General features: G+C 50.0%; 12 protein-coding genes. 9 read left to right on the forward strand and 3 right to left on the reverse strand.

The genetic code is table 11. From position 1 onward, the window contains the following. Positions 1–150: 150 nt before the first annotated feature. A complete protein-coding gene (ppsA, locus tag ICL07_RS16795) occupies positions 151–2,544 on the reverse strand; it encodes a phosphoenolpyruvate synthase (protein ID WP_188089182.1) in 2,394 nt (797 codons plus the stop codon). Positions 2,545–2,555: 11 nt separating this feature from the next. Further along, the gene (locus ICL07_RS16800) at positions 2,556–3,398 is read right to left on the reverse strand and encodes a universal stress protein (protein WP_188089183.1); all 843 of its coding nucleotides are present in this window, start codon (positions 3,396–3,398) and stop codon (positions 2,556–2,558) included. Positions 3,399–3,598: 200 nt separating this feature from the next. On the opposite strand from ICL07_RS16800, the gene ICL07_RS16805 reads away from it, so the two are divergent. Beyond that, the gene (locus ICL07_RS16805; RefSeq protein WP_188089184.1) at positions 3,599–4,669 is read left to right on the forward strand and encodes a linear amide C-N hydrolase; all 1,071 of its coding nucleotides are present in this window, start codon (positions 3,599–3,601) and stop codon (positions 4,667–4,669) included. Between the two features lie 258 nt (positions 4,670–4,927). On the opposite strand, the gene ICL07_RS16810 is transcribed toward ICL07_RS16805, so the two are convergent. Further along, the gene (locus ICL07_RS16810; protein WP_223151956.1) at positions 4,928–5,557 is read right to left on the reverse strand and encodes a hypothetical protein; all 630 of its coding nucleotides are present in this window, start codon (positions 5,555–5,557) and stop codon (positions 4,928–4,930) included. Positions 5,558–6,778: 1,221 nt separating this feature from the next. Between ICL07_RS16810 and ICL07_RS16815 the strand changes: the two genes are divergently transcribed. The 8 genes from ICL07_RS16815 to ICL07_RS16850 all read left to right on the forward strand — a co-directional run bounded on the left by ICL07_RS16815 (position 6,779) and on the right by ICL07_RS16850 (position 18,203). Further along, complete coding sequence (locus ICL07_RS16815) at positions 6,779–8,029, forward strand: TolC family protein (protein ID WP_188089186.1); 1,251 nt, start codon at positions 6,779–6,781, stop codon at positions 8,027–8,029. Positions 8,030–8,037: 8 nt separating this feature from the next. After that, positions 8,038–9,093: an efflux RND transporter periplasmic adaptor subunit gene (locus ICL07_RS16820; RefSeq protein ID WP_188089187.1), complete on the forward strand. Its 1,056-nt coding sequence runs from the start codon at positions 8,038–8,040 to the stop codon at positions 9,091–9,093. A 10-nt stretch (positions 9,094–9,103) separates the two neighbouring features. Beyond that, the gene (locus ICL07_RS16825; protein WP_188089188.1) at positions 9,104–9,409 is read left to right on the forward strand and encodes a DUF190 domain-containing protein; all 306 of its coding nucleotides are present in this window, start codon (positions 9,104–9,106) and stop codon (positions 9,407–9,409) included. Beyond that, the gene (locus tag ICL07_RS16830) at positions 9,406–12,546 is read left to right on the forward strand and encodes an efflux RND transporter permease subunit (RefSeq protein WP_188089189.1); all 3,141 of its coding nucleotides are present in this window, start codon (positions 9,406–9,408) and stop codon (positions 12,544–12,546) included. The genes ICL07_RS16825 and ICL07_RS16830 overlap by 4 nt, the downstream gene beginning before the upstream one ends. A 124-nt stretch (positions 12,547–12,670) precedes the next feature. Beyond that, positions 12,671–13,255, forward strand: a complete 585-nt coding sequence (locus ICL07_RS16835) for a TetR/AcrR family transcriptional regulator (RefSeq protein WP_188089190.1) — start codon at positions 12,671–12,673, stop codon at positions 13,253–13,255. Positions 13,256–13,328: 73 nt separating this feature from the next. Further along, complete coding sequence (locus ICL07_RS16840) at positions 13,329–14,072, forward strand: SDR family oxidoreductase (RefSeq protein ID WP_188089191.1); 744 nt, start codon at positions 13,329–13,331, stop codon at positions 14,070–14,072. Between the two features lie 15 nt (positions 14,073–14,087). Further along, complete coding sequence (locus ICL07_RS16845; RefSeq protein ID WP_188089192.1) at positions 14,088–15,626, forward strand: DHA2 family efflux MFS transporter permease subunit; 1,539 nt, start codon at positions 14,088–14,090, stop codon at positions 15,624–15,626. A 99-nt stretch (positions 15,627–15,725) separates the two neighbouring features. Continuing rightward, positions 15,726–18,203, forward strand: coding sequence for a YfhO family protein (locus ICL07_RS16850; RefSeq protein ID WP_188089193.1), 2,478 nt, complete (start codon positions 15,726–15,728; stop codon positions 18,201–18,203). Positions 18,204–18,242: the final 39 nt, after the last annotated feature.

Below are 18,242 nucleotides of genomic sequence, written 5' to 3' on the forward strand. Positions count from 1 at the left end.
CGGTGCGGGTCCTGTAAAAAATATGACGGCCGTCAGTGGTAATACCACCGGCGGCCGTTCCTTTTATGTGTTCTCTTATCTTATCCTGAACACCGTTACCACCGCCGCATGGTCCGGCATTTCCCGTCATTAAATCCGGAGCGTTGCAGCTTAAAAGGCCGGGGGCGCTGCGCCCACTTTCTCTGCCTGGCAGATATTGGCAATTCCGCGGATCAGGGCATCCGGATTAAAGGAAATACTGTTGATACCCTCTTTTACGAGAAATGCTGCAAAGTCCGGAAAATCACTGGGCGCCTGGCCACAAAGACCGATCCGGACGCCGGCTTTCCGGGCAGCTTGTATCATCATAGCGATCATCTTTTTGGGAGCGGGGTCTTCTTCACTGAACAGATCGGCCACTAATGCAGAATCCCTGTCTAACCCCAGGGTGAGTTGTGTCAGGTCGTTGGAACCAATAGAGAACCCGTCAAATATTTCGGCAAAAGCCTCCGCTTCCAGCACATTGGAGGGTATTTCCGCCATCACGTACACCTCGAGGCCGTCAGCCCGGGAGAGACCATAGGCGGCCATTACGGACAACACCTTTTTACCCTCCGCCACCGTGCGGCAAAAGGGGATCATCACTTTTACGTTAGTGAGCCCCATGTCTTCACGCACCCTTCTCACTGCTGCGCATTCCAGTCCAAAGCCTTCCCGGTACAGCGGATTATAATAACGGGAAGCACCTCTGAAACCCAGCATCGGATTTTCTTCCAGCGGTTCAAAGTCTTTCCCTCCCAACAACTGCGCATATTCATTGGTCTTAAAATCACTCATCCGCACAATCACATCTTTAGGATAAAATGCGGCTGCTATGGTAGCAATCCCCTGTGATAATTTCTCAATGAAAAAATGTTTTTTATCTGCATATAAACCGGTTAATGCTTCAATAGCCGCTTTCTCCCGCTCATCTTTCAGCTGATCGAAATGCACCAATGCCATAGGATGTATACCAATGGCATGTGTTATGATGAATTCCATCCTTAACAGCCCAACGCCATCGTTGGGAAGGAACGATAACCGGAAAGCCTGGTCCGGGTCACTGATAATCAGCGCCGCTTCGGTGCTTTCGGGCATGGTAATATCCGAGAGGCTTACTTCCTTTTGTTCATAAGATAACACACCGGCATATACATAACCTGTTTTCCCTTCACAGCAGGATACGGTGACCGGCATTCCGTCCCGGATAACGGTCGTGGCCCCGGTGGCCCCCACAATGGCCGGCACGCCCAGCTCCCGTGCTACAATAGCCGCATGACTGGTACGGCCACCACTGTCAGTTATAATAGCGGCCACTTTCTTCAGCACAGGGTCCCAATCGGGACTGGTGTTTGTTGTTACCACGATGTCCCCCTCCTGTAATCTGCCGGCTTCCTGTGGAGAGGCCAGCAGGCGGGCAGTTCCGGTCGTCAGCTTTTCGCCTATTGCTTCTCCCTTTACCAGTACCGGGCCTTTTTCTTTCAGCACATACTGCCATTGGGTTTGAACCGTTTTGCCGGCATGTACTGTCTCAGGGCGTGCCTGCAACAGAAACAATTCACCAGTGACACCGTCTTTAGCCCATTCAATATCCATCGGGCAACGATAGTGTTCTTCTATCTCCAAAGCCCACCTCCCCAGCGTCAGTATTTCCGGATCTGTGAGTACATAACGCCGGCGGTCTTGTTCTGCTGTTGGTTTGTTCATCACCGGCTCCGCCGCACCGGGAGTATCATCCAAACATAGGGTCCATGCCTTATCGCCCAGTTTTTTTTGCAGTATAGCCTCCTTTCCCGCTTTGAGTGTAGGTTTGAAGAGATAAAATTCATCCGGCATTACTTTTCCCTGCACGATATTTTCTCCCAGTCCCCAGATACCGGACAACAGGATCACGTCCCTGAAACCGGATTCCGGTTCAAGGGTAAAGCCAACACCGGAACAACCTTTGTTCGTTTGCACCATCAGCTGGATACCAGCTGATAATGCAATCTTACTATGTTCAAATCCTTTGTCTTCCCGGTATTTGATAGCACGATCGGTATACAGGGAGGCAAAGCAACGTTGCACTGCCTGTAATACCGCTTCCTCACCGCAGATATTGAGATAGGATTCATGCTGACCCGCGAAGCTGGCTTCCGGCATATCTTCTGCGGTGGCGCTGCTTCTTACGGCTACCGGCAGCGCCCCGCCTTTTCCCAGTTGACGGTAAGCTTCGGTGATAGCTATTTTCAGTTCTTCCGGCAAAACAGCCCTCAGTATTAGTTTACGGGCAGCGGCCCCTGTTTCAGCCAGGTTGGAAAAACTATTCCGGTCCAATTGCTGCATCAGTGCAGCCAATGACGAGCGAATACCGTTGACGTCCAGAAAGGTCCAGAAGGCCTCTGCAGTAGTGGCAAATCCGGGAGGTACGCGGATGCCTTTATCTGTCAACGCAACAGTCATCTCACCCAGCGAAGCATTTTTTCCTCCTACTACGCCCACATCCGATAAGCGGATGGCCGCAAAGTCTATAATAAAACGGCTCATAGTAAACGATTTTATTTGTTATGGGCAATAAACAGCGGCAGGTTCAGTTTTGACATCAATACGTCCGCCATGCTTTCCCTGAACCATCGGGACACCGCCCCTCTGCGGTAGGCTCCCAATACCACCAGGGTATTGTTGGGCTGGTTTTGCAGATACCCGATAATTTCCGTTTCCGGATCGCCTTCCACTACCCGGTAGGTCGCCTTGGGGAAATGGCCGAGAATAAAATCGTGGACCAGGTGACGGTTTTGCAGATGATTACCCGCTTCATTGACAGATAACACGGTTACGCTGACAGGTAATACAGCAGCCAGCAGGTAACTATACATTTTGATGGCGTACACCGACGAAGGCTCCCCATCATACAGTAATACCACGTTGGCCCACTCCGGTGTTGAAGCAGCTTTACCCGAAGGCGTCAGCAATACCGGGCATTGTACGTCGGTTAGCAGGTCCCGGATAAAACGGGTAGGCGGATTCATCGTATCATGTGCGAATGTTTCTTTCCGGTCGACGATCAGTAAATCACTGTAAATACTGGTTTCCAGCACATCCAGCAATGACACGTTCCGATGGTGGTGGATACTGTAGGGAACATTCGCTTTCTGGCAGGCCGCTTCAAAAATAGCCGCTGACGCCTTCCTGGTAGCCTTATCGGCGTTTTCGAGTTTGTTGATCGTGTCCGCGTCTGCACCGGATTTTAGTACCTGGTACATCCCGAAACTATTGTAGGTGAAATCCTCCGGTAATACACCGTTCACATGTGCGCCCTGTTGTTTGGCTACCATCAGGGCATATCGTTGCACATTTTCGGAATACCTCAGGCCATCCAATATGGCTGCAATACTGATCATGATATAATATTTTATATGAAGATCGGCAGAAGTATCTCCATGAAATATGATAGCCGTTAGCATTACAGATGATTACCGTCACTTTTAACGGCATAACATTTTTTTTTCAAACAATCACGGGCCCATGCGTGTTGTAATTTAAATACCAACCCTTACCGTACCAATACCTTGATTTATTCACCCCAATAACGTTGTATGCGATGAAACCCTTGCTATTTAAATCCCTTTCTTATTTCCTTGGATATTTTATCCTGGCTTCTCCCATGATTGTTTCCGCCTGCACCGGCATTCAGCTCAGGGCAAAAGACGGAGCTGTTATTAGCGCCCGTACCATGGAATTTCCTAACGAGCTGCAAGCCCAGGTAGTCATTTTCCCCCGGAATTATCCTTTTAACGCCGTTAGTCCGGATGGCGCCAATAAAGGCCTGTATTGGAAATCCCGGTACGCCATTGTAGGCATCAACGCTATGGGCAAGGATGCTATTGCCGATGGTATGAACGAAAAAGGACTGGCAGTGGGTCTGTTCTATTTACCCGGATACGCCGGCTACATGGATATCCCTTCCCGGAAAATCGCCAAATCGATTAGTTCTACCGATGTATCTGCCTGGCTGTTATCTCAATTCGCAACGGTAGATCAGGTAAAAAGAGCAGTGGACAGTGGTATTCTGATCAACAAAGGCATTCCCCTCTATCTGAATGGGGGCATTCCTTTCCCGCTGCACTACAATGTGCACGATGCCCAGGGTAAATCGCTGGTAATCGAATGCGTAGGCGGAAAGCTGCGTTGCTACTACAACCCGTTAGGGGTATTAACTAACTCCCCTACGTTCGATTGGCACCTGACTAACCTGCAACGCTATGCGAACCTGCGGAATACCGAAACAGCGGCAGACTCCCAGCGCGTATGGCGGCAAAGCAATCTGCTGATGACCATACCAGGCGATTTCACGCCCCCTTCCCGGTTTGTTCGCGCGGTAGCCTATACGCAAAGCATGGAAGCCTGTACTACTGCAGCGGCAGCAGTTACCCAGGCCTTTCAGATCCTCAACGCTTTTGATATCCCCAAAGGAATGATCCAGGACCCCGCCCAGCCCCGGAACACGCCGTATACACAGTGGACCTGCGCCAACGACCTAAAAAACAAACGGCTTTATTTCCATACCGTCCATAACCGTACCCTGCATATGATCGATCTGGAGAAATATGCAGATACCGATAAAGTGTTGTTCTTTCCGATGGACGACGCGATGGAAATAGTACAAAACTGACTGGGTTTTTATGGCATATATGACTCCCGTAATCCTATTTCCATAGTAGATTGCGGGAGTACTTTTTTTCAGCACGGTCAACCAACCATCTGACGAACTTTACCCACTAATAAACATTTGATAACGATCAGCTGAGCTTCGCACGGTCCGAAAAACAGTACTGCGAGCAAACATATGACACAGGGGAATACATACAAATTTATCAGCCAATAAATGCCAAAAGCCGCTGCGGCAGTTACCACAACGGCTTTCTGCCGATCACCATATTTCTTCCTGCCGGGGGATAAAAAATCCTTTAATACAATTGGGATTCCGGATACATAACTGGATGTGGGTTTTGTCGTAGAAGCCGGCGTCTTCATAGATGGGGGTACCTTCGATGAAGACGCCTCTGACGGAGTCGTATGGCTTTTTCCCATCCTTACACATCTTTTCATGTAGATATTCAATTACCAGACAATCCAACTCACGGATGACTTTGTCCTGTAAATTTTCAGCACCGCCCTTGTTTCTGTTCCGGGGTAGTTTGCCTCCATTCTCCAATATAACATTCTCCATCGTTAGAAAACTACGCTTGAGATTTTGGATATGCCTTGTGTCTAACAAGTCCAGGCAATAATCCAAACTAATAACGGCACCCAACACCGCTGGATTCACCAGTTTTCTCCCATTCGGGGGATGAGTCGCAAAATCAAGGGCACGCTCATAGTTATTCTGCCAGAAATAAATTCCATGTCCCAACCATTCATATTTTCCCAGACTGGAGCGGAGCTTTTCCCTTTCATTAATCACGTCGTCCCGTAGGGAACGTTCACAACCGTGAAAGCCGATGACCAAGCCAGGCGTGGCAGTATACATCGAATCAGATATTAATCGGGTCATTTTCAAACAATGGTTTTTTTGGGTACAAACAATTATTTATGCCGTTTTAATCGCTTTAATTTGGCAGTGTCTTTCTCCTTTCTCCGTTTACTCTTTGTTCGCCAGGGAGTTCTTTTTTTTGGGAAGACAACCAAATGAAATATCCCCACATCACGGAGATACTGCATCGCCTCTTCCCTGGTAAAAGCGGCAGTGCGCTTTCTTTCCCTTTCGAACATTTCATCCATTCGCCGAAAATGTTCGGACCAGGTGTCAAAATATTGATATTTCGGTCTTTCCATCGTAATGTTATTTTAAGTAGTGAGTAAAAATGTTTAACAATAAACAGATATGTCAAAAACTTCAGTCATCCTTCAAACAATAGCTATCACTACAACAACTTATCTACGCCGCTTCAATCGTCTCAACTGCTCAGCATCCTTCTCCTTTCTTCGTTTGCTCTTAGTCCTCCATGGGTTTCTTCTCTTAGGGCCAACAAATAAATGATCCCCCCGCATCCCGTAGATATTGGGCTGCTTCTTCCGGAGTAAAGGATGCGATGCGCCTCCTTTGTTCTGCGAAACCTTCTCTAATTTGCCTGCGATTTTCCGTCTGCGTACTGAAATTTGATATGCTCCATCAAAACATAATTTAAATGGTTACTAAAAAGATACACGAGCATTACATGGAATAATGTGGAGGAGACTTTTCTCAGATACAAACAACTGTCAACGCCGCTTCAACCGCGCAGCATCTTTTCGATGAATTTTCTTAGCCAGGGATTTCTTTCCGGGGACCAACCGGTAAACAACGCTGCTGAGAGCCCTCAGCCACCGTCCGGGAGTACTGATATTTCGGTTTTTCCATCGTAACGCTTTTAAAAAATTAATAATAAATGTTTACAAAACAAAAAATCAAATGATAATCAATCTGTTAAACATCTAGCGAAACGATAAAATATCAATATAAAAATTGATAAACAGGGTTACCTTACAAATATACAGGATTAACACATACCACCAAAAAAATCATCCTGTTTCCTATATCCGTTCCCGTTTCCCTCCAATTGTTTAAGCTAATTTTAATGTCGCGGGCTCCTTTACATCCTTGGAGATTACCTATCTTGCCTCCGATTTCAGCGCCAGGCCATGTGAACAATACCCCTTACCGGCAAGGTAATATTACCGGTGAATGAACAAAAACCGCAACACAACAGTAATTATCTATAGCAAATAGTACAAAACAGGAATGCGTTACGCCATTTTTCTTATCTTCTCGTGTACGGTAGGCCTGCCCCTGGTGTCCGGGGCACAGACCACCCTCACTTTGCCAGGAGCACTCCATGCCGCCAGAGACAACAATCCTTTCCTTAAACCGGCCAGCCTCAATACCGCCATCGCCCAAAGCGATGTGGTCACGGCACGACTCAGGCCCAACCCGGTATTAAACAACCAGACCCTGCATATGACGGACCCGCACACCTGGGCCCCGGATACGCGGTTCTATAACGGAAAGAACAACCAGTACTGGTGGCAGCTCACCAAACAATTCCAGCTGGCCGGTCAACGGAAATACAAACAACAAGTCGCCACCGGAAACGTCACCGTAGCGGAAAAAGCCTTCGCCGACACGGAAAGAGGCGTGCTCACCGAAACCGGCAATAAATGGCTGGACGTATGGTTTAATAAAGTCAACCTGGAACTGATCCTTGAAGCCAGGCAAAACATCGACAGCCTCGTGAAAACACAGGAAATCCGGCTGAAGAACCAGGTAATCAGCTCCAGCGAACTGGCACGTACCCAGCTGCTGCTGGACCAGTACCAGATCCAGTACAGAAACGCAGAACAAGGCTATAATAATGAACTGCAAAACCTGAAACTGCTTACCGGTCAAACCGACAGCCTCACCATCGACGACCAGGACCCCGTCACTTCCCTGGAAATGACGCAGCAACTGGACAGCCTCCTCTCCCTCTCCATGGCTAAACGTCCGGATGTACAACAGGCCCAGGCGACCATCAACACCGCGAAAAACAACATCTCCCTGCAACGGTCACTGGCCATTCCCTCACCGGAGCTGGGCATTATCTGGAACCCCCAGAATACCGTCCCCTACTTCGGCCTCTATGCGACCATTGAACTGCCGTTCTTCAGCCGCAACCAGGGCGAAATCAAAAAGTCCAAAATACTGCTGCAGCAATCTGAACAGTCCTTCACTGCCCTGCAACGGCAGGTCAGCACCGAGGTACAGTCCACCTGGCATACCTACCAGGTAAACCGGGAGACCGTGGAAAAATATAAAAACATCCTGCCCAAAGCAGCAACCATCCTGCAGTCGGTAAAGTACGCCTATACGAAAGGCGGCACTACGATCATAGATTTCCTGGAAGCACAACGGACCTGGTTTGATACCCAGAAGATGTATTATGAAGCACTGTACAACTACCGTAAGAGCTACCTACAATTATTACAGGTAACCGGATTGATTAATCAACTATAATTTAACAGATGACAAAGACTGCCTTTGGCTTATCGATAGCAAGCATCGCATGGCTGGCTATGTCTTGCGGACAGCACCATGAAAACAAGCCTGCCGCCGCCACCAAAACCGTGGTGACAGACAGTGGACGAACCATTCAACTGCCTCCCGACAGCCTTACCCTACACTTTTTCAAAACAGAAGAAGCCGTTCAAAGCGACCTGAATGCCGAACTGATGGCACCGGCACACGTAGCCGCCACCGTTGTGCGCTCCTCCGGCAACGCCGCCCAGAACGTTGTACTGTTCGACAATCCGGACCTCACGGCCAGCTACACGGAAATGCTGCAACATATCATTAACATCCGGGAAAAAGGCAATATCATCCGGCAGAAAAAAGCCATCGCCGCCCAGAAACAAATAGAACTGGCCCGCTTTAAAGACCTCGCCGAACACGGCGCCGGTACCGGTAAAGATGTTTCCGATGCTAAAACCGATCTCATCTCTGCCGAAACAGAAAGCGCCATCGCTGAAACAGACCTGGCCAACGAAAAGACCTCCATCATCGAACACGAATCCAAACTGAAACTGGCCGGCTTCGATCCTCAGGCGCTCGTCTCCGCCAAAGCAGACAAAATATGGGTCATCTGTGAGATGCCGGAAAACCAGATCACCAAAGTAAAAGAAGGCAGCGGTTGCACCCTGCAGTTCAACTCCTACCCCGGCGAAACCTTCAACGGTACCATCGAAAACGTCGGTGAAGTAGTGGACAACATCACCCGCATGGTGAAACTTCGTATTACCATCTCCGATATACAGCATAAACTACGGGCAGGCATGTACGCTACCGTGAAATTCGGCGTGAGCGAAGGCAATACCCTTTCCGTACCCCGCAGTGCGGTAGTAACGGTTCAGGGTAAAAACTATGTCTTCGTGAAAAAAGACGACCGTACCTTCCTGCGCCGCGAAATTCTCTCCGGTGCGCAGGTCAACGACCGTATGGTAGTGCTCAGCGGTATCCAGCCGGGCGAGCAGGTGGTTACAGACGGCTCTATGCAATTAAAAGGTCTTTCATTCGGCTACTAAAAATACAGTTATGCTACAGGCACAGATTTTTATCGACAAAGACGATATGCATGGTACCCGTCCACTGTATGAGTACATTATGCAGCTCCTCATCAACAACAATGTGAAGGGCGCTACCGTATACCGCGGTGTGATGGGCTTTGGCATCAACCAACGGATGAAACGCCCGGATGAAATGTTTTCCTTCGATGAACCTCCTATGATGATCACCTTCATCGACGAGGACGATAAAGTGCGGGAAGTGCTGACACTCCTGAGAGCCTCCTATAAAGGAGGTTTTATTATTACCCATCACGTAGATCAATTTGAAGCATGATCCGCAATATTCTCATATTCTCTTTACGTAACCGTTGGGCGGTCATTATTGGCGCAGTGGTCTTGTCAGTACTCGGTTACTGGTGTTTTACCCAGCTGAAAATAGAAGCCTACCCCGATATTGCCGACACCAACGTGATCATTGTGGCGCCTTACGACGGCCGCGCTGCCGAAGAAGTAGAACAACAGGTGACCATCCCGATAGAACGGGCACTCAATAACGTCCCCCGTGTACTCGACCGCAGAAGCCGCACCATCTTCGGCCTTTCGGTAGTACAGCTGACGTTCCAGGACGGGACGGACGATTATTTCGCCCGTCAACAGGTGATAGAAAGACTCTCCTCCCTCTCCCTGCCGGCAGGAGTTACGCCGGAACTGGCGCCACTCACCACGGCGGTAGGCGAGATTTACCGTTATGTAGTGGAAGCGCCGCCCAGCTTCACACCGATGCAGCTGCGCGACCTGCAGGACTGGGTTATCCGCCCGGCTATCCTCCAGGTACCGGGTATTGCCGACGTGACCAACTTCGGCGGCCCGCTCAAACAATTTCATATCCTCACGTCGCCGGATAAACTCCGTAAGTACAACCTCACCCTGCAATCCGTTATCGATGCGGTAGAGAAAAACAACCTCAACACCGGCGGCAACGTGATTGAACGCGGCGGACAAGGTTTTGCCGTGAGAGGTCTCGGTGCGGTGAAGTCTGAAAAAGACCTGCGTAACATTGTGCTCACTGCGGTAAACGGTGTACCCGTTTACGTGAAAGATGTAGCCACCGTAGAAACGGCGCCCCCGCCGCCTTCCGGCGTATTGGGCTATGCCGTACCGGATGAAGGCATCGACAAGGTTGGTTCTCCCGAAGGCATCATCCTGCTGCGCCGTGGCGAAAACCCCAGTATCGCGCTGAAAGCACTGAAGGAAAAACTGGCCCTGCTCAGCGAAACAGAACTGCCGGAAGGCGTGAAACTGCGCGTACTGTATGACCGCAGCTTCCTTATTGATCATTCCCTGGAAACGGTAGCGCATACACTCTTTATGGGTGTAAGCATTGTGGTGATCGTACTGGTGTTTTTCCTGGGCAGTATCCGCTCGGCACTGGTGGTTACTGCTACCATTCCATTCTCCCTGCTGTTCGCGTTTATCCTCATGCGGCTCACAGGCATACCGGCCAACCTGCTGTCACTCGGTGCGATCGACTTCGGTATCATCGTAGATGGCGCCTGCGTAATGGCAGAACACCTGATCCGGCGCTACCGGAACGCTACGCCGCAGGAGAAAGCAGGCGGTATCATCGGTATTACCCTGGCTGCCGCGCAGGAAGTAGGCCGTGAGATATTTTTCTCCGTGACCATTATCATCCTCGCCTATACACCGATTTTGATGATGACCCGTGTGGAAGGCAAACTGTTCTCTCCCATGGCCCTCACCCTCGCCTTTGCCGTAATAGGCGCCATGATCTGCGCGCTGACGCTGATACCCGTGCTGATCTCCTATGCGTACAAAAAAGCGCTGGCATCCGATAAGCCGATGAAAGAGCATCGCAACCGCATCCTGGATTTCCTGGAACATATGTATCAACGGTCGCTCAATTTCTTCCTGCGTTTCCATAAACAAACCGTGCTCGTTGCAACGGTACTGATTGTGCTGCTGATAGGACTGGGAGGCAAACTGGGTACGGAGTTTTTACCGGAACTGGATGAAGGATCTATCTTCATGCGTTCCTTCATGCCCGCGGGCGTTACCATCCAGGAAAATGCCAAGATAGCGCCCATCATCCGCAAGGTGATCGCTTCCTATCCGCCGGTGAAATATGTCATCACGCAGACCGGCCGCAACGATGATGGTACCGACCCCTTCCCGGCCAACCGTACGGAAATACTGGTTGGTTTGAAGGACTATAAACTCTGGAGCGATACCATCACTAAAAAAGAGCTGGTGAGGCGTATTCAGGCCGATCTCGAAAAGAATTGCCCGGGTACTTCTTTCAACTCCGGTCAGCCTATCATTGACCAGGTAATGGAGATTGTGACGGGTAGCGCTGCCGACCTGGCTATTTCCGTAGTAGGCGACGATCTTGCCATTATGCGGCCCAAAGCCGACAGTATTGCAGCGATCGTAAAAGCCACACAGGGCTCTGCTTCCGTTAACATTGAACAGGAAGGTACCCAGGCGCAGCTGGCCATCAATATCAACCGCGAAAACGCCGCCCGCTTCGGTATCAACGTGAGTGATATCCAATCCATGATTGAAGCCGCTATCGGCGGTAAACCGATCGGTACATTATATGACGGTACCAAACGGTACGATATCATCGTTCGTTATCTGCCGAAAGACAGGAGCACCATAGAATCCATCCGTAACCTCCAGGTGCCTGCCGCCACCGGCGCGCTGATACCGATGGAACAGCTGGCAGATATACAGTTTATCGACGGACAAACCAATATTTACCGCATTGATGGTAAAAGGATGGTGACGGTTCGTACCAACGTAAGAGGCCGCGACCAGGGCTCTTTCGTTAAAGAACTGCAGGAGAAAATCGACAAACAGGTGCATGTATCCAAAGGGTATGATATCATCTATGGTGGTCAGTATGAAAACCTGGAACGTGCCGGTAAGCAGCTGTCACTCACTATTCCGCTGACGATTGTGATTGTGTTCGTGTTCCTCTTTATGCTGTTCAAAAGCATGAGACATACGTTTGTGACCATGAGCTGCATCCTCGTTGCCCTTGCGGGTGGTATCGTAGCGTTGTTCCTTCGTGGCTACCACTTCAACGTATCTGCCGGTGTGGGTTTTGTATCCATCTTTGGTATCTCGGTCATGGCCGGCGTACTGCTGGTATCGGCCCTCAACCGGGAAATGTATAAGTCTCCCCTTACGCTGCGCGCCTCCGTGCAAAAGGTGGCGGTAGATCAGTTCAAAGCCATTATGATGATGCTTATGGTGGCCATCATTGGTCTGGTACCGGCAGCCATCAGTACCGGTATCGGTTCCGATGTACAACGCCCGCTGGCTACGGTGATCATCGGCGGATTGACTTTCACGCTGCTGTTTACACCGGTAGTGATTCCTCCCTTGTACTACTGGGCAGAGAAGAAAAGACAACCGCCTGCTCCTCCGCAGGAACCTAAGGAATAACTATCTTATGCTAATAAAACAAAGGCTGATACGATAAAACGTATCAGCCTTTTGTTTTTCCCGGATAAAAAAGATTTTTCATTTTATACCAAATGGTATAATTTCGTTTATCAAATATGGGTATATGAACAAAGCAGCCAGAACGAAACAGTTTATTGTGGAAAAGACCGCTCCTGTGTTCAACGAGAAGGGATATGCCGGTACTTCCCTGACAGACATGACCAATGCCACAGGGCTTACCAAAGGCAGTATTTACGGCAACTTCGCGAATAAAGATGAAGTGGCCCTGGCTGCTTTTGAGTACAATATCCGGCAGATAACTGATATTATCCGGCAGGAGAAAGCAAAACATGATACCTACCGGGGCAAGCTGCTGGCCTATGTCCACACGTACAACAACTTTCTGAAGCACCCGTTCCCTGCGGGTGGTTGTCCCATTCTGAATACCGCTACGGAGGCCGATGATACGCATCCGGCCCTGAAAGAACGCGCCGCCTGGGCGCTGGGTAAATGGAAAGAAGCGGTTATGCAGGATATCACCCGGGGTATCCTGCAGGGTGAGTTCGACAAAGATACTCCCGTAGAACAGGCCGCCCTGACTATCCTGGCGATGGTAGAAGGCTGTCTCATGATTACCAAGCTAACAGGGAAAATGCATTATCGCAATGCCATTATGCAGTCGCTGGAAACTTTTATCCGCGAGCTGTAAGCACTTTGCTATTTTTTATGTCGATATTTTTTTTCGCTTAAAAATATACCAATCGGTATAATAATTCAATATTATGAAAACAAATGGTAACACGGTATTGATTACCGGCGGCAGTGCAGGCATTGGCCTGGCACTGGCACAAACATTATTGGCAGCGGGCAATACGGTCATCATCACCGGCAGGGATGCCCTCCGGCTGGAAGAAGCGGTTACAGGTACGCCGGGCCTTATTCCCATTGTATGCGATGTAACCAGGGACGCCCAGGTGAAGACACTGGTAAAGACGCTGCAGCAGGACTACCCGCAGCTCAACATGCTGATCAACAACGCCGGTAAGGCGCACGTATACCGGCTTTCCGAAACAGCCGGGGTTTTCGATAAAGCGGCAGACGAAATGCTGACCAACTACCTGGCTGTAATGCAACTCACAGAATTACTGCTGCCGCTGCTTGCCCGGCACTCCGAGGCTGCCATTGTGAACGTCAGTTCTGTACTGGCACTGGTGCCGATGTTGACCACTCCCTCCTATGCTGCCAGTAAAGCAGCACTGCATTCCTATACCCAGTCCCTCCGCCTGTCGGTAGCACCCATTCGGGTATTTGAATTGATGCCGCCACTGGCCAATACCCACTTCTCCCGCGATATCGGCGGCAGCAACGGTATTGCTCCGGAGACGGTGGCCACAGGCTTTATGGAAGCGCTGCAAAACGATGTCTATGAAATCCATGTCGGTCAAACCCAACAAGTATTCCAGCTGTTGCAATCCACCTCACCGGCCAATGCCCTGCAAATGCTCAATGCTCATCTTTTGTCATAAAATATACCATTCGGTATGAAAAAGAACATACTGATCGTCGCGGTAATCGCAGCGGCCATCATGGAACTGATAGACACCTCCATCGTGAACGTAGCGTTGTCGCACATGAGCGGTAACCTCGGCGCTACCCTGGAAGACACGTCCTGGGTGATCACGGCCTATGCCATCGCTAATGTGATCATCATCCCCATCACCGGTTTCCTGGCAGCACGGTTGGGGCAACGTAATTATTACATCGGCTCCATCCTGGCGTTTACGTTCTTTTCACTGATGTGCGGGCAAGCCACCAACATCTGGTCACTGGTGCTTTTCCGCTTCCTGCAAGGCATAGGCGGAGGAGCGTTGTTATCGGTATCACAGGTAATTGTGTTCAACCAGTTCCCGAAAGACAAACAACATGTAGCCAGCGCTATTTTTGGTATAGGCGTATTCGTGGGTCCTACGATTGGCCCTACACTGGGCGGGTACATCACCGAATACTACAGCTGGCCCTGGATCTTTTATATCAACGTACCGATCGGTATCCTGGTCGCTTTTATTTGTTTCCTGTTGCTGGACGAACCGCCACGGTCCACACATCAACCACGCATCGACTGGACCGGCATCCTCCTGCTTGCAGCAGGCGTGAGCGCGCTACAAACCGTACTGGAACGCGGCGAAACAGACGACTGGTTTGAGGCCGCCTACATCACCTGGCTGACAGTCATCGCAGTACTGGGCATCGGATTTTTTATCTGGTGGGAACTACGTATAGCCCACCCCGTTGTAAACCTGCGGGTACTGAAAAGCAGAAACCTGAGTATTGGCGCTGTACTGACTTTTGTATCCGGCACGGGTATGTTTGCGTCGGTATTTCTCACGCCGGTATTTGCACAACGGCTGCTTTATTTTACGCCGCTGCAAACAGGTATGTTATTATTACCAGGCGCCTTCCTGGCAATAGGCGGATTGGTGATCAGTGCAAGACTGCTGCAGCGGGGCCTTTCACCGGTGTTCCTCATTCTCGCCGGTATGGGCATGTTTATCTTTTTTAGCTGGCAAATGTCGCAATTAAACCAAAACGCCGGTGCCGGGGCAATCAGTCAATCGCTGATCTGGCGCGGGATGGGGCTGGCGCTTATCACGGTGCCTTTAACAACACTCGCGGTTTCTTCCCTGCCACCCGCAGATATACCACAGGGCGCCGCGCTGAATAACATGATGCGCCAGCTGGGCGGCTCTTTTGGCATTGCGCTGATTAATACCTACCTATCTAAACGCAATGCGCAGCATCGTTACGACCTGGTAAGCCATCTCAACACATCAGACCCGCAGGTATATAACCGCCTGCACGGCTATACGCAGTATTTCCAGGGAAAAGGCGCCTCATCGTCTCATGCGCATCAGCAGGCGTTGCAGCTGCTGGACCACGGTATAACGCGACAGGGCATGCTGCTCAGTTTCAGTGACGCCTATCTTGTGATGGGATTGGTATTCCTGGTAGCCTTGCCTTTATTATTGGTGGCATCGGGCAGTAAAAAAGATGCGCCCCGGGTGGTGGCTATGGACCATTAATCTTTTCAAGATGCCCGCAAACAGGGATTTCCGCTGGTCAGCCAAATTCATTATTTTGAAGCCCGTCAGGTACCTGCCTGTATTCAAAATACCACATCGATGAACAAACACCAGATGAATACCCTTTTGCGGCATCTTGCTGCTGTAGCTATTTTCGCGGCACTGGCCCTGCTATTTTGCAGTCCCGTGCTGGATGGCAAAGCCCTGTTCCAGTCAGACATGATGCATCACAAAGGCATGCAGCAGGAAGCACTGAACTACTACAATACCACCGGCGAAATACCGATGTGGACCAACAGTATGTTTGGCGGTATGCCCACGTATGTGATCTTTACCGGTCCACCGGTGAGTGCTGTCTGGTATCTCAACAAACTGTTCACCCTGTGGCTTCCTAATCCGGCCGATATGTTGTTTGTCAATATGCTCGGCATGTACTTACTGTTAAGCATACTCGATTTTCGTTACTGGATACGAATACTCGGCGCGGTGGCTTATGGTTTCGCTACTTTCAGTGTTGTGAGTATGGAAACGGGGCACATTACCAAAGTAATGGCTATGGCTTATATGGCGCCCGTACTGGCAGGAATCATCCTCACCTATCGCGGAAAGTGGATAGCTGGCGCCTGTTTAACCGCTATCACCACCAGTCTGCTGGTTTACAACAACCACCTTCAGATTACGTATTACACGCTCATCATGGTGATGGGATTGGCAATCAGCAGTTTTGTGACAGCCCTTCGGGCGAAGCAATTGCCCTCATTTTTCAAAGCCTCTGCCCTATTGGCCGTGGCGGCTGTCCTGGCCATATTGCCCAATATGGATAACCTGATGGTACTGAAAGAGTATACCCGTTACACCATCCGGGGCAGTGAATCGGAACTGACCCGTACCCAACAGGACAAAGCAGGATTGGATGTTGCTTACGCATTTCAGTGGAGTTACGGTCCAGGTGAAACCTTTACCATGCTGTTACCCGGTGTGGTGGGTAATTCCACTTCCGAAAAACTATCTGCCCGATCCCATACCTACAAAGCGCTGACATCCCTGGGCGTGCCTGCTGTACAGGCCGAACAGGCAGTGAACAGTGGCCGGTGGCCTTTGTATTGGGCCGGACAGCCTATGACAGCCGGACCGGTATATGTGGGAGTGATTATCTGCCTGCTCACCGTTTTATCCCTGCTCATCATCCGAAGTCCGCATAAATGGTGGTGGGTAGCCGTTGCAGGCTTTGCTATCCTGCTCAGCTGGGGTTATAACTTTGCGCCCTTCAATAACTTCTTGTTTTATCATCTTCCTTTATACAACAAATTCAGAGCGCCCACCATGGCGCTGGCGATCCCGCAGGTATCCTTTGTAGTACTTGCCTGCTGGGCATTACAGGAGCTGATGAGCGGAAAGCAGTCCAAAGCGCAGTTGATGCAGGGTTTACAAAAAGCGACTGTTATTACCGGTGGGCTGGTAGTTGGCATAGCCATTTTCGGATCGTTTATATTTTCCTTCAGCGGTCCAAACGATGCCAGCATTCTCCAGCAGTATACACAAATGATGGGCAGCAAGGATGCCGCCAATACCCTGATGGCAGCGCTGAAGAAAGACCGCAGCAGCTTATTGCTCCGCGATGGTTTCCGGGCGCTGATACTGCTTAGTATAGCCTATGGCGTTATGTGGGCTTATCTCAAAGACAAGCTGAAAGCCCTGCCGGTATTGCTGGTACTGGTGGCCGTCGTGTCGTTTGATTTAATCCAGGTGGATAGACATTATATGAATGAAGAAAGTTTCTGGCAACCCGATCAGCTGGCATCCTATATGGCGCCTACTGCCGCCGATGAGCAGATATTGCAGGACAAAACGCCCTATTTCCGGGTGTTGAACGCTACCACCAATCCGTTTCTTGACGCCAATACTTCTTACCTGCATAAATCTATTGGTGGGCAGAGCCCCGCTAAACTTTGGATTTACCAGGACCTGATAGAGCACCAGATTTCCAAAAACAACCGGGATGTACTGGATATGTTGAATACGCGGTATATCATCTCCCCTGATCCCGCTACGGGTCAACCGGTAGCGCAGCTTAATCCGCAGGCACTGGGCAATGCCTGGTTTGTGAAAGGTATTCACTGGGCCGTCAATGCCAACGCCGAAATGAGCGCTATGGACCATTTTAATCCGGCAGATACCGTTATCATTGATCGTCGTTTTCAGTCCGCCATTGGCGCTTTTACACCGGCGAAAGATAGCAGTGCCGGCATCACCCTGACGAAGTACGGTCTCAACGATTTGCATTTCACCAGTCAAAATACCGGGGATGGTTTCGCTGTTTTTTCCGACATCTACTACCCTGCCGGCTGGCGGGCATATATCGATCATCAGGAAACGGATATTATCCGGGTGAATTACGCATTAAGAGGATTGAAGATACCTGCCGGCAAACATGATATCGTATTTGAATTCAGGCCGAAAACCTTTATCGTAGGCAGAAAGATCGCTGCCGTATCTTCCTGGGTGCTGATAGGGCTTGTTGCCGGCGGGTTGTTGTGGGCAGGCATTACAGGGAGAAAACAGGGCCTTCATTTATAGTCCGGTCAACATACGGAGACGGATATACGTTAACGTATA

It is taken from the genome of Chitinophaga qingshengii (genome assembly GCF_014529935.1).
Lineage (GTDB): Bacteria > Bacteroidota > Bacteroidia > Chitinophagales > Chitinophagaceae > Chitinophaga > Chitinophaga qingshengii.